The 22,994-nt window shown below is 71.3% G+C and carries 21 protein-coding genes and 1 pseudogene; 7 read left to right on the top strand and 15 right to left on the bottom strand.

Translation table 11 applies throughout. From position 1 onward, the window contains the following. Positions 1-93 precede the first annotated feature (93 nt). The 12 genes from ASC61_RS03850 to ASC61_RS03905 all read right to left on the bottom strand — a co-directional run bounded on the left by ASC61_RS03850 (position 94) and on the right by ASC61_RS03905 (position 13,646). Positions 94-831, bottom strand: a complete 738-nt coding sequence (locus ASC61_RS03850) for an amino acid ABC transporter ATP-binding protein (RefSeq protein ID WP_056209580.1) — start codon at positions 829-831, stop codon at positions 94-96. Continuing rightward, entirely contained in the window at positions 828-1,667 is an 840-nt protein-coding gene (locus ASC61_RS19600) for an amino acid ABC transporter permease (RefSeq protein WP_056209583.1), read from the bottom strand. Before ASC61_RS19600 ends, ASC61_RS03850 begins: the two co-directional genes overlap by 4 nt. After that, positions 1,664-2,539 (bottom strand): ABC transporter substrate-binding protein, encoded by an 876-nt coding sequence (locus ASC61_RS19605; protein ID WP_056209585.1) that lies wholly within the window; start codon positions 2,537-2,539, stop codon positions 1,664-1,666. Before ASC61_RS19605 ends, ASC61_RS19600 begins: the two co-directional genes overlap by 4 nt. Before the next feature lie 74 nt (positions 2,540-2,613). Next, complete coding sequence (locus ASC61_RS03865) at positions 2,614-5,298, bottom strand: FtsX-like permease family protein (protein ID WP_082530439.1); 2,685 nt, start codon at positions 5,296-5,298, stop codon at positions 2,614-2,616. Continuing rightward, positions 5,295-8,420, bottom strand: coding sequence for a hypothetical protein (locus tag ASC61_RS03870; protein WP_056209589.1), 3,126 nt, complete (start codon positions 8,418-8,420; stop codon positions 5,295-5,297). Before ASC61_RS03870 ends, ASC61_RS03865 begins: the two co-directional genes overlap by 4 nt. A 19-nt stretch (positions 8,421-8,439) precedes the next feature. Further along, a complete protein-coding gene (locus ASC61_RS03875) occupies positions 8,440-9,114 on the bottom strand; it encodes an ABC transporter ATP-binding protein (protein ID WP_235503475.1) in 675 nt (224 codons plus the stop codon). Beyond that, positions 9,111-10,037, bottom strand: coding sequence for an ATP-binding cassette domain-containing protein (locus tag ASC61_RS03880; protein WP_056209593.1), 927 nt, complete (start codon positions 10,035-10,037; stop codon positions 9,111-9,113). The genes ASC61_RS03875 and ASC61_RS03880 overlap by 4 nt, the downstream gene beginning before the upstream one ends. A gap of 88 nt (positions 10,038-10,125) precedes the next feature. Then, positions 10,126-10,545, bottom strand: coding sequence for a hypothetical protein (locus tag ASC61_RS03885; protein WP_056209596.1), 420 nt, complete (start codon positions 10,543-10,545; stop codon positions 10,126-10,128). Continuing rightward, positions 10,542-11,708 carry a molybdopterin-dependent oxidoreductase gene (locus ASC61_RS03890; RefSeq protein WP_056209598.1) on the bottom strand — a complete coding sequence of 389 codons (1,167 nt, stop codon included), beginning with the start codon at positions 11,706-11,708 and terminating at the stop codon, positions 10,542-10,544. The genes ASC61_RS03885 and ASC61_RS03890 overlap by 4 nt, the downstream gene beginning before the upstream one ends. Next, positions 11,705-12,343 carry a class I SAM-dependent methyltransferase gene (locus tag ASC61_RS19610; protein ID WP_056209601.1) on the bottom strand — a complete coding sequence of 213 codons (639 nt, stop codon included), beginning with the start codon at positions 12,341-12,343 and terminating at the stop codon, positions 11,705-11,707. The genes ASC61_RS03890 and ASC61_RS19610 overlap by 4 nt, the downstream gene beginning before the upstream one ends. Then, entirely contained in the window at positions 12,340-12,987 is a 648-nt protein-coding gene (locus ASC61_RS03900) for a TIGR04282 family arsenosugar biosynthesis glycosyltransferase (RefSeq protein WP_056209603.1), read from the bottom strand. Before ASC61_RS03900 ends, ASC61_RS19610 begins: the two co-directional genes overlap by 4 nt. Then, positions 12,984-13,646 carry a glycosyltransferase family 2 protein gene (locus ASC61_RS03905; protein WP_056209605.1) on the bottom strand — a complete coding sequence of 221 codons (663 nt, stop codon included), beginning with the start codon at positions 13,644-13,646 and terminating at the stop codon, positions 12,984-12,986. The genes ASC61_RS03900 and ASC61_RS03905 overlap by 4 nt, the downstream gene beginning before the upstream one ends. A gap of 114 nt (positions 13,647-13,760) precedes the next feature. On the opposite strand from ASC61_RS03905, the gene ASC61_RS03910 reads away from it, so the two are divergent. Genes ASC61_RS03910 through ASC61_RS03920 form a run of 3 tightly spaced genes read left to right on the top strand, consistent with a single transcriptional unit; the run spans position 13,761 to position 16,770 of the window. Beyond that, the gene (locus ASC61_RS03910; protein ID WP_235503476.1) at positions 13,761-15,059 is read left to right on the top strand and encodes a hypothetical protein; all 1,299 of its coding nucleotides are present in this window, start codon (positions 13,761-13,763) and stop codon (positions 15,057-15,059) included. A gap of 2 nt (positions 15,060-15,061) precedes the next feature. Next, positions 15,062-15,769 carry a response regulator transcription factor gene (locus ASC61_RS03915; protein ID WP_056209608.1) on the top strand — a complete coding sequence of 236 codons (708 nt, stop codon included), beginning with the start codon at positions 15,062-15,064 and terminating at the stop codon, positions 15,767-15,769. Continuing rightward, positions 15,766-16,770, top strand: coding sequence for a sensor histidine kinase (locus ASC61_RS03920; RefSeq protein WP_056209611.1), 1,005 nt, complete (start codon positions 15,766-15,768; stop codon positions 16,768-16,770). The genes ASC61_RS03915 and ASC61_RS03920 overlap by 4 nt, the downstream gene beginning before the upstream one ends. A gap of 10 nt (positions 16,771-16,780) precedes the next feature. Here the strand turns inward: ASC61_RS03920 and ASC61_RS03925 are convergent. Further along, the coding region (locus tag ASC61_RS03925) for an NAD-dependent epimerase/dehydratase family protein (protein WP_235503477.1) at positions 16,781-17,839 on the bottom strand (1,059 nt) is incomplete at its 5' end. A gap of 1 nt (position 17,840) precedes the next feature. Further along, positions 17,841-18,631: pseudogene (locus ASC61_RS19295) on the bottom strand (S-methyl-5'-thioadenosine phosphorylase); the annotation flags it as partial. A gap of 164 nt (positions 18,632-18,795) precedes the next feature. On the opposite strand from ASC61_RS19295, the gene ASC61_RS03930 reads away from it, so the two are divergent. From ASC61_RS03930 to ASC61_RS03945, 4 genes are all read left to right on the top strand, one after another. Continuing rightward, positions 18,796-19,467 carry a hypothetical protein gene (locus ASC61_RS03930; RefSeq protein WP_200935386.1) on the top strand — a complete coding sequence of 224 codons (672 nt, stop codon included), beginning with the start codon at positions 18,796-18,798 and terminating at the stop codon, positions 19,465-19,467. A gap of 180 nt (positions 19,468-19,647) precedes the next feature. Then, positions 19,648-20,250: an ECF RNA polymerase sigma factor SigK gene (gene sigK, locus ASC61_RS03935; RefSeq protein ID WP_082530442.1), complete on the top strand. Its 603-nt coding sequence runs from the start codon at positions 19,648-19,650 to the stop codon at positions 20,248-20,250. After that, positions 20,247-20,948 (top strand): anti-sigma factor, encoded by a 702-nt coding sequence (locus ASC61_RS03940; RefSeq protein ID WP_056209621.1) that lies wholly within the window; start codon positions 20,247-20,249, stop codon positions 20,946-20,948. Before sigK ends, ASC61_RS03940 begins: the two co-directional genes overlap by 4 nt. Then, the gene (locus ASC61_RS03945) at positions 20,945-22,276 is read left to right on the top strand and encodes an SAM-dependent methyltransferase (RefSeq protein ID WP_056209623.1); all 1,332 of its coding nucleotides are present in this window, start codon (positions 20,945-20,947) and stop codon (positions 22,274-22,276) included. The genes ASC61_RS03940 and ASC61_RS03945 overlap by 4 nt, the downstream gene beginning before the upstream one ends. Here the strand turns inward: ASC61_RS03945 and ASC61_RS03950 are convergent, their stop codons facing one another. Next, positions 22,277-22,963 (bottom strand): FadR/GntR family transcriptional regulator, encoded by a 687-nt coding sequence (locus ASC61_RS03950; RefSeq protein ID WP_056209626.1) that lies wholly within the window; start codon positions 22,961-22,963, stop codon positions 22,277-22,279. Between the last annotated feature and the right edge of the window lie 31 nt (positions 22,964-22,994).

Genomic DNA, 22,994 nt, shown 5'->3' on the forward strand with positions numbered 1-22,994 from the left:
TTCGAAGCTGCCTCCGTCACGGATGGGTCGCACCCACACATTTGTGCAAGCCCGCGCCAGCATCATCGCACTGGTCGGGTCCCGCCCCGCGGTTCAGGACCGGTGGCGGGCGAGGAACTCGGCGGTGCGTGGACTCCGCGGGGCCGTGAACAGCTGCTCCGGCGGACCGGACTCCTCGATGCGGCCATCGGCCATGAAGACGATGCGGTCGGCGACCTCGCGCGCGAACGCCATCTCGTGGGTCGCCATGACGATCGTCATCCCGTCGCTGCGCAGGTCGCGGATGACGTCGAGCACCTCGCCGACCAGCATCGGGTCGAGCGCCGACGTGATCTCGTCGAGCAGCAGCACCTCGGGCCGCATCGCGATCGCGCGTACGAGCGCGACCCGCTGCTGCTGGCCACCCGAGAGGGCGTCGGGATAGGCACCGGCGCGGTCCTCGAGCCCGACCCGGGCCAGCAGCTCGTGCGCCGTCGCCGCCGCCTCCGCCCGGCTGCGGCCGCCGGCCTTGACCGGGGCCAGCACGATGTTGTCGAGCACGGACTTGTGCGGGAACAGGTTGTAGGCCTGGAACACGATGCCGATCCGGCGCCGGATCGCGTCGACGTCGACCCGGGGGTCGGTGATCTCGGCGTCGCCGAGCCAGATGTCACCGTCGTCGACCTGCTCCAACAGGTTGAGGCAGCGCAGCAACGTCGACTTGCCCGACCCCGAAGCGCCGATGAGGCACACGACCTCGCCCTCGACGACCTCGAGATCGATGCCCTTGAGCACCTCCGTGCCGTTGAAGGACTTGCGGACCGCGTCGGCCCTCAGCACGCTGCCGCTCATGTCACGATTCCGTTCTCGCGGCGCAGCGACCGCACCGTGAGGTAGTCGGTGAACCGCGCCAGCGGGATCGTCGCGGCGATGAAGAACACCGCCGCGACCACGTACGCGGTGAAGGTGAAGTCGTGGCCCGAGATGACCTGCGCCGCACGCAGGGACTCGACGAGCCCGATGGTCGACAGCAGGGCGGTGTCCTTCTGGAGCGACACGAAGTCGTTGAGCAGCGGCGGGGCGACCCGGCGGAGCGCCTGCGGCAGCACGATGTGCCGCATCGTCTGGCCGTACGTCAGGCCGAGGGCGCGACCACTGGCCCACTGCGTCGGGTGGATCGACAGGATTCCGGCGCGGATGACCTCGGCGACGTACGCCCCGTAGCTCAGCGTCAGGGCGATGGCGCCGAGCCAGAACAGGCTCGTCGGCATGCCGGTGAGGTTGAGCGCCGGCAGACCGAAGCCGACCAGCAGCACGATCAGCAGCGTCGGGGTGCCGCGGAAGACGTCGGCGTAGAGGATCGCGATGAGCTTGACCGGCGCGAGCGCCGGAGCCGGGATCACCCGGACGATCGCGATGACGATGCCGACGACCAGCACGAACACCTCGACGACCATGAAGAGCCGGATGTTGAGCCAGAACGAGCGGGCGACGTCAGGGAATGCCGCCTTGGCGTCGGGCCACCAGAAGTACGTACGGTGGACCCGGTCCCAGCCAGGCGAGGTGCCGACGAGGTAGACGAGCAGCCCGATCACGACGATCGTCGAGACCGCCGCCACCGCACCCCGGGTCAGGGTGCGCCGGCGGCGGTAACGCTCGCGCTCGAGCTGGCGCGCGCTCGGGGTCACTTCAGCTCAGGGACGTCGGTCGCCTGGTTGAGCCACTCGTCCTTGAGCTTGTCGAGCGTGCCGTCCTTGGCCAGGGCGTCGACCGCGGCGCTGGCGCACGGGGTCAGCTTGCTGCCCTTGGACAGCAGCAGGCCGAACTGCTCCTGCTTGCCCTTGGTCGGCTGGAACTGCCCGACGATCGTGCCGCCGTCGATCTCGGCCGACGTGAGGTAGTAGGCCGTCGGCAGGTCCGCGACGATCGCGTCGACCTGCTTGTTCTGCAGGGCCTGGGCCGCCTTGGACGTGTCGTCGTAGACCAGCGGCTTGGCGGCCGGCTCGATCTGGTTGGTGATCGCGTCGAGCGAGGTCGTCGCGATCTGCGCACCGAGCTTGGCGCCCTTGAGCTCGGCGAGGCTCGTCGCCCCGGCGTACTTCGAGCCCTTGAGCGTGATGATCGCCTGGGCCGCGGAGTAGTAGGGCGTCGAGAAGTCGACGGCCTTGGCGCGGGTCGGCGAGATCGAGAACTGGTTGATGTCGACGTCGAACGACTTCTTGCCGGGCTGGATGGCCTGGTTGAAGCCGGCCTTGACCCACGTCACCTCGGACTTGGCGAAGCCGAGCTTGTCGGCCACGGCGTACGCCACGGCGGACTCGAAGCCCTTGCCGTTGGAGGGGTCGTTGTCGCTGAACCACGGGTCGTACGCCGGGTCGTCGGTCGCGATCGTGAACGTGCCGGCCTTGACCAACGGCAGGTCGGCGGGCTTGCAGTCGGCGAGGGCGGAGGGGGTCTTGGCGGCGGTGTCGCCTTCGGAGTCGGCGGGGGCGCACGCGGACGTCAGGACGAGGGCCGCGGCGGCGATGGCGGTCAGGCCGCCGTAGGGGGTGAACTTCATGGGAGAAGCGTAGGGCCAGGACGCAATAGGTCTGGACGTATCTCATCCCTCGACGTGTGGCAGTCGTCGCATCGTCAGCGTTGATCGCCGCCACGCAGCAGTGCCGCAAGCGGCAGGCGACGTACGTGGCCGGCCTCGGCGATGGCGATGAGCATCGCGGTGCCGACGAGCACGAGGGCGGTCGTGCCCGCCCACCACGGGACGACCAGGCTCGGCGTCGCGGACTGGCCGGTGACCAGCTGGAGCGAGAGGGAGCCGAACATCGTCACGGCCGCGCCGACGCCGAGGACGACACCGGCCACGGCGCCGACGAGGACCGGGCTGACGAGCTCACCGAGCAGGACCCGGCGCACGTCGAGGTGGCCCAGTCCGAGAGATCGGAGGCGGCCCAGCGACTCCGCCCGCGCCGGCGCCTCCGCCGCGGCAGCCAGGGCCACCCCGAGCACCGCGAACAACAGCAGGAGCAGGGCCGAGGCGACGGCGAGGCGTACGAGACCTGAGGCCAGTGGCGCTGTGCGGCGCGCCTCGACGACGTCGGTGAGCACGTCGACGGTCCCGGCCGACCCCGCCGCGGCCTTGAGGGCAGCGGCAGCCCCGGGCCCGACCGCCCAGACGGTGCCGGGGTCGGCCACCACGCCCGCCGCCTCGAACGCTGCACGGTCGATGACCAGCACGGGTTCGGTGGAGTCGCCGACGCGTGGGGCGACACCGACCACCGCGAGGGGTACGGGCGTGTCCTCCCACCGCACCTGGAGGTCGTCGCGGAGGTCGCGGTCGCCACCCAGCAGCAAGGCAGGGACCTTGCCGCCCGCCTTCCGGTGCAGGCGCGAGAGCTGGGTAGCGTCCGGCAGGGGGCTCGCCGCCAGGACCTTCTGGTACGCCGCAGAGTCGACGATCACGAGCCGCACCGTCGCCGAGCTCGAGCCGGAGGCCAGGCCGAAGCCCTCGACGACCCGCGCCGCGGCTGTGGCGCGCACCCCCGGTCGGGTCGAGACCTTGGCGGCGACCGCCGAGACGGACCGGTCAGGCGCCGTCTCCCAGGCGGCGTCACCACCGACGGACTGCAGCGCTCCAGCCGCCTGACCCTGCTGCTCGGTCGCCACGAGCGCGACCGCCGTCGTCAGCTGGGCCACCGTGACGGCCACGACCAGGAGCGGCAGCGCCCGCCCGGCTGACCGCGAGGTCCGTGCGGCGACCACGAGCGGCACCGCACCGAGCACACGGCGCGCACGCGCCAGCACCAGCCGGGAGGCGGGCGGGAGCAGCCGGACCAGCAGGAGGCCGCCGACGATCGCGAACCAGGTCGGCGCGGACGAAGCGGTCAGGTCCCCGTCACCCACGACGCCACGCTGGCGCAGTGCCACGTACGTCAGCACCGCCACGCCCAGCACGACCCCTTCGACGAGGAGCCGCCGCGCGCGCCGAGCCCGGGCCACCGCGAGACGCGCCGAGCGGTTGGCCGGCACCCGGCGGTCGTCCGCAGCCCGGGCTGCGCGCAGCGTGGCCAGGACCGGTCCGGCCAGGGACGCGACGACCAGCACGGGAAGGGACCACCGCCAGCCGACGTCGCCGACCACCAGCCAGGTGACAAGCGTGCCCAGCGCCGAGCCGACGAGCGCCACGGTCACGGACTCGGCGACCAGCTCGGTGAAGATGCCCATCAGGGAGGCGCCCCGCTCGCGCACCAGCACGAGCGAGTCCGACCGGCGGCGCACCAACAGGTCTGCCGCCAGGAGCAGGATCAGCGTCACGCCCGCGAGCAACCCGATGATCAGCACCGTCGCCTGCCCCTGCGCGGCCGACACCCTCGCGCGGCTGTCGAACAGGACCCGGTCGAGCAGGCTGTCCCACGAGATCTCCCCGCTCCCCCGCGACGCCGTCGTCTTGAGCGACACGATCTCCTGCATGAGCCGAGCGGTCTGCTTCCACCGCACCTGAGCGGGTCGTGGGCTGAAGACGACCCGAGTCGTCAGGTCGTCGAACGGCAGGGCGAGCTGGAAGTCCGGCAGCGAGTCCGTCGAGACGACCGCCGCCGCGGAGACGCTCGTCAGCTGGTCGGAGTGGCTGATGACGGGGTGTAGCAGCTCCGGCACGGCGGCCCACAGGTTGTCGTCCGGGTCGCCTGCGACGAAGATCCCGCTGATCACGATCGTGGCGGTCCGGTGCTGCTCGTCCTCGGCCTCGATGCGGTCGCCGACCTTCAGGTCGAGCGCGTCCGCGGCTTCGCGCGGCAGCGCCACCTGCACGGGCCACGGGTCGGTCTTGACCGCAACCTCGACGTCGGCCTTGGCCGCCGGCACGGACGGCTTGGGCGGACCGCCGGACGTATAGGTGACGGCAGGGTCGTGTCGTGGGGCGGTGAGGTAGGCCAGTCGGAGATAGCGTCCCGGGCCGGCGTCGAGGAGGTGCATCGACGGGGACGTCAGGCTCGTCACCCCTGGACGTACCACGGCGGCGAGCCCGTCCGGCATGGCTCGCTGCGCGCTCGCTGCGCTCTCCCGCAGCTGCGCGGCCGCCTTCGGATCGCGGATCCGCTGGCCTTCGTCGAAGGGCCGGGACACCGTGGCGACGACGGCCCCCTGCAGACCCGCATCACGTACGTCGGCTGCGATCGCACGGTCGGACGTACGTTCGGTCAGGGGCGCGATCGCCGAGGTCAGCAGCGTGGCGAGCATGACGACGAGCCCGATCAGCACCAGCAGGCCGAGGTGAGCCCGCGCGCGGCCGACCATGCTGGGCCGGTGCCACCGCGGCATCATGAGTCCGCCCCCCTCAGCTGGTCGGGGCCGGAGCGACGCACGACGACGAACGTGATGACGGTGGCGATGATCAGGCAAGCCGCCAGTGCACCGGCCACGACGGCCGACTCGCGACCCCACGGCCACACGAGGACGGCCGTCGGCACTGGCGCCACACCGATGTCGGAGCGGACCAGGCTCGAGGCGAGCGCCACCGACGCCACCACTCCGACCACCGCTCCGGTCAGCACCACGAGCCCCAGGAGGATGCCGTGCTCGGCGAGCACGAGCCGCGTCACCTGCCGCCGCGTGAGGCCAAGAGCGCGGAGGCGGGCCACCTCAGCCGATCGTGCCGGCCGGTCGGCGCCGACGACCAGGGCCGCACCGGCGAGCAGCAGCAGCCCACCCGCGACGACGAGGAGCACCAGCGCCGCGGGCACCATCGCGCGCAGCGGACCGCGCTCGAGCTGCGCCGCGACGCCCGTGCGGGTCGTGACCTCACCGAGGTCGAGGCCCGTCAGGGCCCGGGCCGTCTGCGGCGAGGGGTTCGCGACCCACCAGGCATCGACGACAGGCTCGAGGTGACCGAGCCCGATGAGCATGCGCGACAACGTCTCGGCGTCGGCCAGCACCGCCACCCGTCCTGGGGCCGACGGCACGGTCGGGACCACGGCGACGATCTCGAGCGGCACCGGCACTCCGTCGACGGTCGCGCTGACCTTGCCGCCGACCTTGGTCCCCACCACGTCGGCCAGGCGCTTCGACACCGCGACGGGCAGGGCGGCCGGGCGCGCGAAGCCCGTCACGAGCAGGTCACCGTCGGCGTACCTCAGGAAGGCGAGGTCCAGCTGCGCCGTGGTCCGGACCGTCGTGGCGCTCGCGGACGACGTCACCTCCACTGCCGCTCCGGTGACCGGGGTGTCGGGCGCGCCAAGCTTCACCACGTGCCAGTCCCGCTCGGAGTCTGCGTCCGGGTTCCTGACCGACAGGTCGACCGTCACCGAGGCGGTGCCCGAGGTGGTCGCCCCGCTCAACGTGAGCTTGGCCGCGACGAGGTGTGCCCCCTTGAGGTCGCCCATCCCGTCGAGCACGTGCGATCGCCCGTCCAGCGGCACGCTGTCGGCGCTGACCGCGCGGCGGAAGCCCGAGGCGTCCTGCACCAGCAGGGTGGGCGTCACGTCGATCGGCACGCCGCGCGGCGCGGACCCCTTGACGGTGACGCCGGCTGACAGCGGCACCCCGGCGACGGACGGCCCCGGCGCCAGCAGGTCACCGACGGCGGTCCACGTACGACCGTGGTCGAGCCGCCCTCGCAGCAGAGTCCCGGCGCGGCGGGAGTCAGCCGCGACGAGCACCGGGGCCGAGTCGTCGTCGCCGGAGCCCACGTACTGTCCGAGCGCGAGGGGTCGGTCGATGACCGCCGACGTCACCCGGCCTCGGGTCGCCGCCGCGATGGCCGCCGCCTCACGGTCAGTGGCCGGCGTCGACAGCGCGAACGACAGGTCCGTACCGACGCGAAGCGCCGCCTGGTCGTCCTGGGACCGGTCCCAGGTCGTCTGCAGGGCGAGTCCGAACGTCGCCGAGGCCGTCGCCATCGCAAGCAGCGCGAGGGCGGCGCCACCGTACGGGCGTCGCGCTGCCTGGCTGGTGGCGAGCGGGAGCACCAGCGCGGTCGAGCGGCCGGCGACCCACGCGACGGCGGCCAGCAAAGCGGGGGCCCAGCGCACCGCCAGCACGGTCACCGCGACGACGCAGACGACCGGCGCCAGGATGAGCGTGGCGTCGTCGGTGGTGGCGCTGGATGGCTGCGAGTGGAGCTGCCACCACGCAGCGATCGCGACGACCACGAGCACCAGGTCCACGCCGGAGCGGGCGACGCGCGCCGCGCGTGGACCGAGCGTGGCGGATCCCAGCATGGGGACGACCAACGCCAGCGAGAGCAGGACCGCGCCGGCCACCTCGACGAGCACGAGTCCGAGCGTGACGGCGGGCCCCTGGCTGAGTCCGGCGGCGGCCAGCGCCGGCAGATGGGTGACCGCCGAGTGCGCCAGTCCGGCGACCGGCACGGAGAGCACCGCGGCCGCACCGGCGATCAAGAGGACCTCTGCCAACGTCCACACCGCGAGCTGGTCGCGCCCAAGACCCAGGTCCGCCAGCAGAGCGCGCTCGCCCGCCCGTACGTCCCCGAGCAGTCGACCGGCGAGGAGCAAGGCCGTCAGAGCCATCACGGTGCCCAGCAAGAGCACGACCAGCAAGGTCGAACGGGTCGCCGCCTGCTGGGCATGGATCCGGCTCAAGGTCTGCGGCAGGTCGGAGGCGACGCGGCTGATCTCCACCTGATCGACGACGCGCGCCGACAGCAGACCGTCCGCTGCTCGCAACGTCTCGACAGCGGCGTTCATCGACCCGTCGGTCGCACGCGTCAGGGTCGGCTGGCCGGTCACCTGCAACGCGTCGATCGTCGAACCGCTCGCGAGGAACGTGGCGTCGTCGACCACGAAGGGGCCGTACGTGGGCGACAACCTGGGCAACGACCCGTCGGTGTACGCGGCGTCGTAGCCCCTCCCGGCCAGCGGGTCCCGTTCCCAGCCGACGCGAGACGTGGCACGGAAGGTGCCGACGACCACCAGGCTCACCGCGTTCTCGACCGGATGTGTGCCGATCTCACGGCCCACGGTGATCCGGTCACCCACCGCGAGGTGGAGCCGGCTGGCCGTCGCCTCGGGCACCACCGCCTCGCCGGCGCCGTCAGCCCAGTGCCCGGAGGTCAGGGCCGCCCGCGAGGACAGTGACGTGGTGGTTGCCAGATAGCCCAGCCGTGGGCCCTCACCGAGACGTCGCATCCGGGAGGTGGCGTTGGTCGTGAACGTCGGTGCCAACGGACGCAGTGCGTCGCCGATCACGGCGTGTGCAGCCGCACGGACGGCCACCGCGTCAGAGGCCTTGAGCCCACCGATGTATGCCGTCACCGCGGTCTGCTGGGGTGTCGTCTCCTGCACCCCTGCCGTGAACGACGCGTCCTGGGTCGGGCCCATCAGCAGGGCGCCGACCCCCAGCAACGACGTGCCGAGGGTGACGAGTGCGACGATGCCCGCGAGCAACCGCCACTGGGCCAGGGTGCGCCGGCGTACGAGCGTCAGCACTGCGGGATGGTCCGGGCCGTCATGTCAGCCGGCCGTCGGAGATCGTGAGCACCCGGTCGGCCAGCGCCATCATGACCGGGTCGTGCGTCGAGACGACGGCGGTGACCCCCTCTGACTCGACCAGTCCGCGCAACAGCCCCATCACGCCGAGGCCGGTCTCGGCGTCGAGCTGCCCGGTGGGCTCGTCCGCGATGAGCAGGCGAGGCGACCCGGCCAACGAGCGCGCGATGGCCACGCGCTGCTGCTGCCCGCCCGAGAGCTCGGCGGGTCGCTGGTCCGCGTGGTCGCGCAGTCCCACCAGCTCGAGGAGCAGGGCGACACGCTTCTCGCGCTCGACGGCGGGCGTACGACGCAGGCGCAGCGGCACGCCCACGTTCTCGGCGGCGGTCAGCGCCGGCACGAGCCCGAACGTCTGGAACACGTACGACACCGAGTCGCGGCGGAGCCGGCTCAGGCCCTCGTCGTCGAGGCCGGTCACCTCGGTGCCGTCGACACGCACGGTGCCGCTGTCGGGTTGGTCGAGGCCGCCGATCAGGTTGAGCAGCGTCGTCTTGCCAGAGCCGGAACGCCCGACCAGCGCCACCATCTCGCCGGGCGCGACGTCGAACGACACGCCTCGCAGCGCGTGCACCGTGCCCGGTCCAGAGCCGTACGTGCGCGTCAGGCCGCGGGCCACGACCATCGGCTCGGTCACCGGCTCTCCCCGGCCGAGCGGATCTCGACGTGGTCGTCCTCGAGCGCGAGCCGAACCCGCCGAGTGAGGGCCAACGCCTCACGGAACTCACGCGGCACCTGCACCCGGCCGGCGCGATCCATCACGGCGTACTCCTCACCCAACGCGTGCGCCCCGGCCGCCAGGTCGTCGTGGCTCCGCAGCACCTCGCTGCTCGTCCGTCCATCGCGGATGGCGACGGTGCGGGCCACCTGTCCGCTGACGGCGGCGTCGTGGGTGACGATCACGATCGTGGCACCGAGATCGCGGTTGGCGGTTCGCAGCGCCGTGAACACCTCCTGCGCGGTCTCGCTGTCGAGCTCGCCGGTGGGTTCGTCGGCGAGCAGGACCCTCGGCTCGTTGGCGAGGGCGACGCAGATCGCGACCCGCTGCTGCTCGCCACCGGACATCTCGCTCGGGCGGCGGTCGGCGCAATGCGCGACGCCGACGGCTTCGAGCAGCTGGGCCGTGCGCTGTCGTCGCTCGGCGCGTGACCTGCCCGCGATGCTCATCGGCAGGTCGACGACCTCGCCGGCGGTCAGATAGGGGACCAGGTTGCGCGCGGTCTGCTGGCGCACGAACCCGACGACGTTGCGCCGGTAGTGCACACGCTCGCTCCGGGTCAGCGCGAGCAGGTCGTGCCCGGCAACTCTCGCGCGGCCCGCTGTCGGCGCATCGACGCCCGCAAGCACCTGCAGCAAGGTGGACTTGCCGGAGCCGGAGGCGCCCACGATGGCGACCATCTCGCCCTCGTGCACGAGCAGGTCGAGGCCCTGCAACGCCTGCACCTCGACGCTCTCGGTCTGGTAGATCCGCACGAGGTTGTCGCAGACCACGAGCGCGTCGTGGCCGTACTCCGGCTCCTGCGCAGCCGGCGCAGGCAGTGACAAGCTTGGTCCCGCCACGACATTCCTCCCGCTCCGACCCCGCGTCAGCGTAACAAAGGTCACACCAATCTGGGTCCAGAAGTGACCGTCTGTCTTGGCGTGGTGGCTACCGAGACCGACGCTGGACCGCCGTCGGCCGCCGCCGGTACGCCACGGCAGCAGCGATCGCGGCGATCACCAAGGTCAGGACGATCCAGCTGAGACCGTAGGGCCGGTGCAGCACGGTGTCGTTGTCCGGCTTGCCGCCCTGACCCGACAGGACGTTGAGGAACGCCACCGTCAGGGTCGCCCACACGAGGAATGCGATCGCCGCGACCGACCGGGTGCGCCCCGGCAGCAGCCGCGCCGCGACGACGCCGAGCACCACCGTCACCGGCGCGATGACGGCGTCGTGCAGGATCACCCCGCCGGCGAGCCAGGTGCCCATCGAGACGAGCTGCTCGGAGGTGAAGTCGCGCATGAGCCAGACTCCCCAGAGCCCGAAGCCGACCCCGGTGAGCAGCAGCAGCGCTCGTACGAGCCTCATGTCCGCACCTCGAGCTCACGGACCCACTTCGTCTGCAGGACTCCGGGCCGGTTGGGCGCGATGATCCGGCACGGATAGCCATGGTCCAGGCTCAGCGGCTCGCCGTTGAGCTCCAGGGCCAGCAACGTGCGGGGGTCGTCGACGAAGTCGCCGGGCAGCTCGGAGGTACGAAAGGCGCCGCGCGTCTGCATCGACCGTACGGTGACCGTTGACCGGGACGGCGCCCCGACGAGGGCGATCAGGTCCTGGACGGCAACCCCGGTCCACACGGCGTTGCGGCTCCATCCCTCGACGCACGCGATCGGCAGCCGGTGCGTACGCTGCGGCAGCTTCGCGAGCTCGTCACGGGTGAGCGACACGGTGCGCGCTCCGGCCTTGAGCTGGAGCACGAACGCCGGATCGCTGGCGGCACGGGTGGCACCGGCTGCCCGCGCCGTGCGGTTGACCGGCAGGTCCTGCGGTCCGTCCCCGTCGCGTACGCCGAACACGGAGATCCTGCGGAGGACCGGCACCGTCTGGCCGACGGTCAGGACCAGGGCCAGGCCCGACGCGACGGTCAGGCCACGCAGGACGGCTCGGCGGCTGGGCCCCTCGGCGTCGACCGGCGGCTCGTCCGCGACCGAGGCTCCGAGACCTTCGCGGATGACCGGAAGCTTGACCGCGATGTGCACGAGGAGTGCTCCGATCGCGACCCACGCGACGGCCTCGTGCGTGCGCCGGAAGCTGAACTCCCACGGATACCACTGCACAACGTTGAGCAGACCGCTCGTGAGCTGGAAGATCGCCGCCGCGACCAGCACGCCGATCGAGGCGCGTTCCAAGACGTCGACGAGCTGGTCGCGTCTGGCCTTGGGCGGGCGGATGAAGAACCGGGGATAGACCGACCACAGCTTGACCAGCAGCAGCGGGACCGACGCGATGCCGGTCGCCACGTGCGTGCCCTGCGTGACCCGGTAGAGCCATGCGGGGTTCGGGCCGATCGGCAGCCAGCTGGGTGAGTCGTACTGGAAGTGGCTCCACAGCCCGGTCAGGAAGCAGATGCCGAACGCGATGCCCAGCGCTGTCCCGACGCGGGCGGTGGTCGCAGGTCCCCGCGACCTGGCGCTGAAGTCCTCGGGCCGCGGGATGCGCTTCTCGATGTCCTCGACGCGGGGAAGTCTCATGCGCGTTCCATGTGCGCAGTGTGCCTGCCGCCAGCGGAGTGCGTCGCCACGACGCGCAGGCCGGCGCGCTGCGCGACCTCGTCGATCGCGTCGAGACCGACCACGGCCCACGCGAAGTGGGCCGACAACCGCCCGTCGACCCGAAGCCGGCGGTGCTCGCGAACGAGCCCCGCGCCCGTGGGAGCGACCTCGGCGATCACGGTTCCGTCGTGGGTCAGGACCTGCCGCAGGCGACCGAGCAGACGCACGGGGTCGCCGCCGATGCCCAGATTGCCGTCGGCCAGCAGCGCGTACGCCCACCGGCCCTCGCCGGGAATGGCGCCGAACACGTCCCGGCGCAGCGCAAGCGCCCCGCGTGTGCGGGTCTGCCGGATCGCCTCGCTGGAGACGTCGATGCCCATCGCGGGAACCCGACGCGCGGCCAGCTCAGCGACCAGGCGGCCGGGGCCGCAGCCGATGTCGATCGTCGCGTCGTCGCACGGCTCGATGAACAGCTCGCGGTCGACCCAGTCGGGGGCCGACGACCACTGCGCGACCTCGAACGGCTGGGTGTGCCCGACGTGGTCGACGACGTGCGTCGGCTTGCCGGCGAAGGCCTCGTCGTACGCCGAGACCGCGTCGAACGCGATGCTCATGAGTTGACCCGAAGGCTTTGCACGACGGCGGCGACGCGGGAGAGCGGGATGCCGTCAGCGATGTCGAGGGCATCGGCCCACGTGTCCATGTCGCGGACCGTGCGCAGCCGTTCGACGTCTCCCAGGGCACGCTCGGTGTGCTCGGCGGTGTCGTCGACCGACATCTCGACGTCCGCGAGCACGGCGGCCTCGCCGGGGTCGGGCAGACCCAGGAGCCACCAGCCGCCGTCGACGGCCGGCCCGATGACGCGCGAGCCTCGGCGAACCTCGGCCCCGGCATCCAGGTAGTCCCGCACGGTCAGCTGCGGGGTGTCCATGCCGACCTGCACGACCCCGTGCCCGCCATCAGCGTCTGCGTGCGCATGAGCCAGCCGTGCGCCGAGGCCGTCGCCGCGCTGCGACACCACGCGTACGCCCGAGAGCGCGCGCGTGATCTCGTCAGTGCGGACCGCGTCGCCCAGCTCACCCGTCAGCGCGACGACGACAGGCCATCCCAGGGCTGCGACGGTCTCGAGCGTGTCGAGCAGTGCCGCTGCCGCGAGCTGGGCCGCCGCGTCGTCGCCGACCGTGGCCGCGACGCGGGTCTTGACGAGCCCCGGCTCGGGCGCCTTGGCCACGACGAGGACAGTCGGATCGTTCGTCATCGCAGGACCCTGGCGAAGTCCTGCACGACGCGTGCCGTGCCACGGACCGACCCGGAGACCTTGGACCTCGTGCCGGCTGCTCGACGGTCATAGTCGACGTCGATCTCCTGCACGGTCCAGCCGGCCTCTGCCGCGCGCAGCATGAGCTCGAGCGGGTAGCCGAAGCGCCGGTCCTCGACGCCGAGGCCGAGCAGATCGGTCCGGCGGCAGACTCGCATGGGCGCGAGGTCGTGGATCGGGAACGCCGAGCGGCGCCGGATCCAGGTCGCCAGGAGCTGTGTGCCCAATCGCGCGTGCCAGGGCCACACGCCGCGACCCATGGGGCGACGCCGGCCGACCGCCATCGTCGCCAGTCCCGAACGTACGAGCTCCAGCATGGGCACGAGATCGGCGAGGCGCATCGAGGCGTCTCCATCGATCACCGCGACGAACTCGGCCTCAGCGGCAAGCATCCCCGCATGAACGGCTGCGCCGTAGCCCGGTCGGGTCTCGGTCACGACGTGCGCGCCGAGGGCGCGGGCCACGTCTGCCGTGCCGTCAGTCGACCCGTTGTCGACGACGATCGCGCGCCATCCGGACGGGACGTCGGCGAGCACGATCGGCAGCGCAGCAGCCTCGTCCCGGCAGGGGATCACCACATCGCACACGCTCATACCCATGATTCGACGCTAGGGGCGTCCCGGCTTGGTCCGCCAGACGTCGGGCGATGACGGACCCGTGACGTCGGCTCGTTCGGCCAGCCCCGGGGCCACCGGCGCACCTAGGCTGACGTCGTGCCCCCCACCCTGTCCTCCGCCCGCGCAGCGATCGCGTCAGCGGCCGTCGGGCTCGTCCTGGTGGTGGCGGCGATCGTCGTCCCGCGCCTGACCGACGAGGACGTGCGCGTGCACTGGCCCCCGCTGCACGCCGACTGGGACCCGCGAATCGGGCTGCTGACCCTGCCCGCGGTCGCGATCGGCCTGCTCCTGTGGGTCGCGCTCCCCCGCCTGGCCGCGACCGCTTCGTGGCGCGCCCTCCTGGCGTACGCCTTCGCCGGCACGTGGCTGTGGACCATGGCGCTGGCGATGACGGAGGGCACCGACGGGCTCGCGCGGGTCTTCGAACGACCCGGCGAGTACGTCCACGACGCCCAGCGGGTCGACTCGATCGGCACCATGATGCGGACGTTCGTCGATCGCATCCCGATGGACTCGCCCGACCACTGGCACACCCACGTCGCCGGGCACCCACCCGGAGCACTGTTGTTCTTCGTGCTGCTCGACCGCCTCGGCATCACCGACCCGTTCTGGATCGGCGTCGTGGTCGTCACGATCGGCAGCACGGCGGTCGTCGCGGTCCTGATGACCCTCAAGACGCTCGGTTCCGTGCGCCTGGCGCGGCAGGCCATGCCGTGGATCGTCCTCGCCCCGACCGCCGTCTGGATGGGTGTCGACGGTGATGCCTTGTTCACCGCCGTCGCGGCGTGGGGTCTCGCTCTGCTGGCGGTCGCCGCCGTGCACCGGCGCCCGGGAGCCGCGGTCGCGGCCGGTCTGCTGCTCGGCGCGTGCGTCTACCTGTCGTACGGGCTGGTGCTCCTCGCGATCCTCGCCGTCGCGGTCCTGGTCGTCGGCCGTACGTGGCGACCGTTGCCCTGGGCGCTTGCGGGCGCAGCCGCTGTTGCCGTGGCGTTCACCGTGGCGGGCTTCGAGTGGTGGAGGGCGTACCCCGTCCTGCACGACCGCTACTACGCCGGCATCGCGTCCGAGCGGCCCTACTCGTACTGGGTCTGGGCCGATGTCGCCGCATGGACGTTCACGGTCGGGCTCGTCGTGTGGGCCGCGTTTCCCCGGGCGGTTCGCGCCTTCAGGGAGGGCGACGTCATGGCTCGGCTCGCGGGCGCCGCCGTGCTGACGATCCTCGTCGCGACGGTCTCCGGCATGAGCAAGGCCGAGGTCGAGCGCATCTGGCTGCCGTTCACGATCTGGGTCGTCGCGCTCCCGGCACTGCTCCCCCAGCGATGGCACCGTCCGGCCCTGCTGTCCCAGGTCGTCCTGGCCCTGTGCGTCCAACAGCTGGTGCTGACAAGGTGGTGATCATGGCGAGCGTCGACCGACCTCACGTCCTGGTGGTCGAGGACGATCACGCGGTGGGCGACGTGCTGCGTCGCTACCTCGAGCAGTCGTACGACGTCACCGTCGCCACCGACGGGGTGACCGGCCTCGCGGCCGCGCGTGACCTGGCACCGGACCTGATCGTGCTCGACGTCATGCTGCCGCAGCTCGACGGCCTGGAGATCTGCCGGCAGCTCCGCGAGACCGACGGCTCGGCCGTGCCGATCATCATGCTGACCGCTCTCGGGGAGACCGACGACCGCATCGCCGGACTCAGCAGTGGCGCCGACGACTACGTGACGAAGCCGTTCAGCGTCAAGGAGCTGACCTTGCGCGTCGGCTCGGTGCTGCGCCGCAGCCTCGTACCGGCCGGGACACGACCCGTCGCGGGGCTGCTGACCGACGGTGACCTCACGGTGCACCCCGTGGCCCGCGAGACACTGCGCTCCGGCAGCGTCCTGCCGCTGACCACGCGGGAGTTCGACCTGCTGCACTTCTTCCTGCGGCACCCGCACGAGGTGTTCAGCCGCGAGGAGCTGCTCCGGCAGGTCTGGGGCTGGGAGTACGGCGACCACTCGACCGTGACGGTGCACGTCAAACGCCTGCGCCACAAGATCGAGGCCGATCCGGCCGATCCGACGAGGATCGTCACGGTCTACGGACTCGGCTACCGCTGGGACCCGTCAGCATGAGCAGCGACACGCTGCATGCGCTGGTCATCGGGCTGCTGGGCTCGCTCGGTGTCGTCGGAGTCGGGGCGCTCGTGCTCTACCTGCTGCGGGGCCGCGCCCTGACGACGTCGATCGTCCTGCTGACCCTCGTACCCCTCATCGCGATCATCGTCGGCGTCGTCGGCACGAGCCAGTTCATGTTCACCGCCGAGCTGCGGCGCACCGCGATCGTCTGGCTGGTCGTCACGGCTGTCAGCGTGCCGAGCGCGATCGTCCTGGGCAGCTCCCTGGCTCGCAAGATCGTGTGGGAGCGCGAAGCCCTCGAGCGCGAACGCAGCGCCGAGCGGTCACGGCGCGAGCTCCTCGCCTGGCTCAGCCACGACCTCCGCACGCCCATCGCCGGCGTCCAGGCCATGACGGAGGCGCTCGAGGACGGCGTCGTGTCGTCGCCCGAAGACGTCAAGCAGTACGCCCAGCTGATCCGTGCCGAGACGCTGCGGCTGGCCTCGATGATCGACGACCTCTTCGAGATGTCGCAGATCAACGCCGGGACGCTGGCCCTCGACGTCGGCCCGATCGCGGTCGACGACGTCGTACGCTCTGCCGTCGACGCCGCCCGTCCTGCCGGCGAACGCCACGGCGTACGCCTCGCAGTGCAGGGCCGGCCGCACGGCACGCTCGCGGTCGGTGCCGCCCCCGAGCTCATGCGGGTGCTCCGCAACCTGCTCGGCAACGCGATCCGGCACACCCCCGAAGGCAGCACCGTGACGGTCTCGATCGGCTCGGACCGCTCCGAGGTGTGGCTGCGGGTCGACGACTCGTGCGGCGGCATCCCGGACCACGACCTCGGCAAGGTGTTCGACATGGGCTACCGCGGGTCGGCGGCGCGGGAGTCCGACGGCCAGGGCGCCGGCATGGGCCTGGCGATCGCCCGCGGCCTGCTCGATGCCCAGTCAGGCTCGATCGACGTCCGCAACCACGACACCGGGTGCCAGTTCGAGATCCGCCTCCCGGCCGCCTGAGCCGACCACCTCACCGCCGGCGCAACGGATCCGTCGCCAGCTCGGCGAGACCGACCTCGGGAGGGACCTCGGCGGTGAAACCGAGTCCCTCGGTCGCGGCCGTCGGCGACGCCACCACGTGCCGTACGTCGAACCGGCGGTAGTCGCCGGTCAGCTCGGGCGACGCACCGTCGGCGGCCGCTGAAAGTGTCGCTGCCATCTCGCCGATCGTGAACGGGTGCCCCGACGCGACGTTGTAGGCGGTCAGACCCGAGGGATGCGCCCCGACCTGCTCGATCGCCAGCACGTTGGCACGTGCGACGTCGTTGACGTGCACGAAGTCCCGCACCTGGCGGCCGTCCTCGAACACGCGAGGGGCCTCACCGCGCGCGATCGCGGAGCGGAAGATCGCCGCCACACCGGCGTACGGCGTGTCCGCGGGCATGCCCGGGCCGTAGACGTTGTGATAGCGCAGCGCGATCGTGCGCGCCTCGTCGAGCGTGCACCACGCGCCGGCGTAGTGCTCCTGCGCGACCTTCGACGCGGCATAGCTCGTGCGGGGCAGGAACGCGGTGTCCTCGCCGATCTCGCGCCACGCGATCTCGCCACCGCAGACCGGGCAGCGCGGATCGAACCGGCCGGCGGCCAGATCGTCCTCACGACGTACGGCCGGCGGCACGTCGCCGTCGACGGGGCACGTGTAGCGCCCGTCGCCGTAGACCACCATCGACGACGCGAGCACGAGGTCACGTACGCCTGTCCGCGACATCGCCGCGAGCAGGCGGGCGGTGCCGGCGTCGTTGTGCTCCGCGTAGTCCGGCAGGTCCTGCGCGTCCACGCCGTTGCCGACCATCGCCGCCTGGTGGCACACCACGTCGACCCCCTCGAGCACCTCGTCAAGCGGATCGCGACGCAGGTCGATGCGGCGGATGTCCGGGTCGTACGTCCCGCCCGTCCCGTGGGCCTGCGGGAGGTAGGCATCGAGCGCGACCACGTCGTGCCCCCGCGCCAGCGCCTGAGCGCGGATGTGCCCGCCGATGAAGCCGGCCGCACCGGTCAGCAGGATCCTCACGGCAGCTCGATCGGCAGGNATGCCGTCCACCGCGTGCGAGCAGCTGCAGTCGCGGTCCGTCCCGAGGCCGGCGACCACCGAAGTGAGCGCCGACTTGAGCGTCTCGGTGTGGGTCGCGAACACGGCGAACACGTCGTCCATGCTGACCGCGCTCGCCTCGTCGACCCCGGCGTCGTGGTCGGTGACCAGCGCGACGGTGGCGTAGCAGAGCGCCAGCTCGCGGGCGAGCACTGCCTCGGGATGTCCTGTCATGTTGATGACCGCCCAGCCCTGGTCGGCGTACCACCGCGACTCCGCGCGGGTCGAGAACCGCGGTCCCTCGATCACGACCATCGCGCCACCGTCCACGGGGCTCTGCTCGGCGAGCCCATCCAGCAAGTGGGTCCGCAACCTCGGGCAGTACGGATCGGCGAACGACACGTGGCAGGCGCCGGAGTCGAAGTACGTCTGGTGGCGTCCCGCCGTGCGGTCGACGAGCTGGTCGGGCACGACGAACGTGCCTGGCCCGTGCTCCACCTGGAGCCCACCGACCGCGCACGGCGCGAGCACCTGTCGCACCCCGAGGCTGCGCAGGGCCCACATGTTGGCGCGATACGGCACCCGGTGGGCCGGGAAGTCGTGGTGCGGTCCGTGGCGGGGAAGGAAGGCGACCGACCGACCCTCGACCGTACCGATGGAGATGGGTGCGGACGGCTTCCCATACGGCGTCTCGACCTCGACCGACCGTGGCTCGTCGAGGAACGTGTAGAACCCGGATCCGCCGATCACGGCGAGGTCCGGGCGCTGGGTCTCAGTCATGTCGTCGAGCATGTCATCCCGCCGGTCCGTACGGGCGACGAGACGCCGCCGGTCACCGGCTCGTCACGGGTGCGGACAGAAAGTTTGCGGACCGGACCAATCATCCGCACCCCTCCGTGGCGAACCACGGGTGTCAGCAGATGACCCAACGACATACACACAAGGATGTGGACCACATGAGCTCCATCAGCTCTCGCAAGAAGAAGATCGCCGGCCTCGCCATCGTCGCCATCGCCGCCCTGCCGCTCGCGGCGTGCGGATCGTCAGGCTCCGACTCGGCGTCGTCCGACTCCAAGGTGACGGTCGCCAAGCCCGTCGCCCGCCTCAACGACCTCAGCACCGGCGGCACCACCGCCATCAAGCTGGACCAGGGCTTCGTCGACGCGCTGACGTCGCTCAAGCTCACTCCCGGTGTCGTCGACGGCGCCAAGCTCGAGGACGGCTCGCTGATCTTCCCGATCACGGGCGGCAACGTCACCTACTTCAAGCCCGGCACCGCCAAGCCGTACGTCATCGGGCAGATCCAGCACGAGGCCTCCGGCCTGTCGCTGACCGCTGGTGACACCAAGGTCGAGCTGACCAACTTCAACGTCGACCCCGGCATCTCGCGGGTCTACGGCGACGTCACGGTCAACGGCAAGGTGGCCGCCACCAGCGCGTTCCTGTTCCAGCTGCGCGGCGCGACTCTGAAGCCGCTGCAGGCCGAGGGCAACACCGCGATCCTCGAGGGCACCAAGGTGTTCATCAGCCCCGTCGCCGCGGGCCTGCTGAACAAGGTCTTCAGCACCGACGCGGTGACCAAGGACCTCCTGGTCGGCGTCGCGAAGATCACCGTCAACACCAAGTAGTCGACGGCACCTCTCTCCCTTGGGGTGAGAAGCACAGTGGGCGCGTTTCCTCCGGGACGCGCCCACTGCGCTGTCCGCAGCCCGTCCACGAATGTGTTCGAACCTGACCGACCCGAGGCCCATCCGCGAACGCCGTGGCAACGAATCACTCATAGCAACCACCGACAACGGGAGAACGACATGGGAGCGAACGCCGCTCATCTGCAGCTCGCGAGCTCCAGCCCCATCACGCCTGGGACGGCCGTCGACCTCGGCGATCTCCTGGTTCGCACGGGCCGTGGTGACGAATCCGCGTTCGCCGTCCTGTACGACGAGCTGAGCCCCGCGGTCTACGGCATGGCCCGGCGCGTCGTCCGAGACCCGTCGCGCGCCGAGGAGATCTCCCAGGAGGTCTTCATCCAGCTGTGGAAGACCGCGGCCCGGTTCGACGCCGAACGCGGCAGTGCCAAGGGCTGGGTCCTGACGATGGCCCATCGCCGAGCCGTCGACGCCGTCCGCCATGACCAGGCGGCCAGCAACCGCGACAGGAAGTACATCTCCAGCAACGGGCCCGAGTTCGACGAGGTCGAGGAGTCGGTGACCCTCAGCCTCGAGCACGAGCAGGTGCGCCGCTGCCTGGCCGGGCTGACCGACCTGCAACGCGAGGCGGTCAACCTCGCCTACTACCAGGGCTACACGTACGCCGAGGTCGCCGAGGCGCTCAACGTCAACCCGGCCACGATCAAGACTCGAATACGCGACGGCATCGTCCGCCTGCGCGACTGCATGGGAATCGAAGCATGACAACCGACCTGCACACCCTCCTGGCTCCGTACTCGCTCGACGCTCTCGAGCCGCCCGAGGCCGCGCGCTTCGAGACGCACCTCGAGCAGTGCTCGGCGTGCCAGTCCGAGCTGGCGGGCTTCCGGGCCACGGCGGCACGGCTCGGTGACGCTGTTGCTCTGACGCCGCCGGCGACGATGCGTTCCCACGTGCTGTCCGAGATCGCGAGGACTCCTCAGGACCGCCCGGTGGTGACCGCGATCGCCGCACGGCGCAGCCTCCGGTCCGCCATCCCCCGGCTGGCCGCCGCAGCGGCGTTCCTCGTCGGCACCATCGGCGTCGGGGGCTACGCGATCGAACGCGACAACGCGCACGAGGCCGACGCCCGCAGCACGACCATCACGTCCGTCCTCGCCGCGCCTGACGCAGCCACCACGTCCAAGACGTTCTCCACGGGCGGCAACGTCCGCCTGGTCGCCTCGCCGGCCAAGGACTCAGCGGTCATCGTGGCCAACGACCTCGCCCGGCTCAAGGGCCACAAGGTCTACCAGGTCTGGATGGTCAACGGGGCGGGCCCGAAGTCCCAAGGGACGTTCACGCGCAGCGGCACCATGATCATGCACGGTGCCGGCGGAGCGGACTCCGTGGCCATCACCGTCGAGCCCGAGGGTGGTTCGAAGCAGCCCACCACGGCTCCGATCGTGACGATCGCGATATGAGCCAGGCGTCCGCCCTCCTGCACCTGGTCGAGGACACCATCGGACTGTCCCTGCCGATCCGCCTGCGTACGTGGGACGGCAGCGAGGCCGGCCCGCCCGAGGCTCCCGTCGTCGTGATCCGCAACCGGCGAGCGCTACGGCACGTGCTGTGGAGCCCGGGTGAGCTCGGCCTCGCTCGCGCGTACGTGCAGGGAGACCTCGACGTCGAGGGTGATCTCGGCGAGGCCCTGCGGGCGGTCTGGGATGCGGTGCGAGATGCCCGCGCCGCCGACGGAGCGGCTGGCCGCCCGCGCCTGCGTCCCCGCCAGGTCGCCCACGCCGCGGCGCTCGCCGTGCGCCTGGGCGCGCTCGGACGACGCCCACCACGGCCCGCAGCCGAGTCGGTCCTGACAGGTGCGCTGCACAGCAAGGAACGCGATCTCGCCGCGATCTCCCACCACTACGACCTGTCCAACGACTTCTACGAGCTGATCCTCGACCGCAACATGGCCTATTCGAGCGGTTTCCACGCCACTCCGGAGCTGACGCTCGAGGAGGCGCAGACCGCCAAGCTCCACCTGGTCTGCCGCAAGCTCGGCCTGCAGCCCGGCATGCAGATGGTCGACATCGGATCGGGCTGGGGCTCGCTGACCTTGTTCGCCGCCGAGCACTACGGCGTCCACGTCACGGGCGTGACGCTGTCCGTCGAGCAGCGCGACTACGTGATGGATCGGGCCGCCGAGCGCGGACTCCAGGACCGCGTCCAGGTGAGCCTTCGGCACTTCCGCGACCTCGAGGCGTCCGGCGTGCGCGATGCCGAGATCGACGCGATCGCCTCGATCGAGATGGGTGAGCACGTCGGCGATGCGGAGTACGTCGTGTTCACCGAGTCGATCCACCGCTACCTCAAGCCGGGCGGTCGGGTCCTCATCCAGCAGATGTCCCGCAGCAACGACGCACCGGGCGATCGCCCCGGCGGGGGCCCGTTCATCGAGACGTACATCGCTCCGGACATGCACATGAAGCCCCTGCCCAAGACGCTCGGGCTGATCGCGGCGGCCGGACTCGAGATCCGTGACGTCCAGGCGATGCGTGAGCACTATCCGCAGACCGTGGCCGCGTGGGCGGCCAACCTCGAGGACAGCTGGGACCGCGCCGTGAAGACGATCGGCGAGGAGTACGCCCGCGTGTGGCGGCTCTACCTGACCGGCGGCGCGCTGGCCTTCGAGGAGAACCGCATGGGTGTCGACCAGATCCTCGCGGTCAAGCCGAGCGCACGTGGCGTCAGCGGGATGCCGTCGTCGCCACTGCACTGGCTCCCAGCCGAGTCGACACCTCCCACTCGCTGATCAGGACCCCGCGCCGCCGAGGCTGCGACGCAGCCAGTCCTCGATCCCGGCGACGTGGGCCAGCGCGTGGGCCGCAGCGACGCTCGGCCGGCCCTCCGCGATGGCGAGGGCGATCGCCCGGTGCTCACGCCGTGTCTGCTCGAACGAGTCCTGCTGGGTCACCCCGCGCCACACCCGCGCCTGATGGGTCCGGGCGGCAACGCTGTCGGCGAGCAGGCACAGCACGCCATTGTCAGCAGCAAGCGCGATGCGGTGGTGGAACTCCATGTCGTTGTCGACCCACGCCTCCACCGAGTCGTCGATGCCGACCGAGTCCACGAGCGTGAGCAGGTCGGCGGCGTCGTCGGCAGTCATCAGCCGCGCCGCCTTCTCGGCGGCCAACGGCTCCAGAGCGCGGCGCACCTCGAACAGGTCGAGGATGTCCGAGTCCTGGTGGAAGTCGATGACGAACGTCAGCGTCTCGAGCAACAGCTCCGGCTCGAGGCTCGTCACGTACGTGCCGTCGCCGCGGCGTACGTCGAGGATGCGGATCATCGACAGCGCCCTGACCGCCTCGCGCAACGATCCGCGGGAGATGCCGAGCTGCTCGGCGAGGTCGGACTCCCGAGGCAGCCGATCACCGGGCCTGAGTCGGCCGTCGAGGATCATGGCCTTGATCTTCGAGATCGCGTCGTCGGTCAGTGCCATCTCACTCCGTTCTCGCGCCGCCGGGACGACC

This window comes from Aeromicrobium sp. Root344 (assembly GCF_001425755.1).
Taxonomy (GTDB): Bacteria; Actinomycetota; Actinomycetes; order Propionibacteriales; family Nocardioidaceae; genus Aeromicrobium.